Source organism: Bartonella sp. AA86SXKL, assembly GCF_042196885.1.
Genome location: NZ_JBHIRE010000469.1, coordinates 322 through 615, shown reverse-complemented (window position 1 = coordinate 615; position 294 = coordinate 322). Strand labels below are relative to the sequence as shown.

The window sequence follows — 294 nt, the reverse complement described above, 5'->3', positions numbered from 1 at the left end:
ATTGCAGCTTCATCGGGATTTTGGTCATATAATTTAATATCTGCTAGATCATTTGTCATTCTACACCATCTCCTCTCCAAGAATTAGCGGCTGTATTTTACAACCGCATCATATAGCTTCTAAATAATTAGAGGATTTAAAATATTAACAACCCCCCTTTTCCAAAAGCTGTTCTTCATCTATACTTAAAGAGCTGGCTTGCCAGCTATGGTAATAAATGGACAATGAAATAAGCTTATTGGACCCGGGGGCGGTACCCGGCGCCTCCACCAAAATATAATTTGTTTTTTTATA

At 37.4% G+C, this 294-nt stretch carries 1 other RNA gene (only partly in view); it reads left to right on the top strand.

Features of this window, described 5'->3' with window-relative positions:
- Positions 1–153 precede the first annotated feature (153 nt).
- Positions 154–294, top strand: a transfer-messenger RNA (tmRNA) gene (gene ssrA, locus ACFIO5_RS12680); it runs 208 nt beyond the window's last position.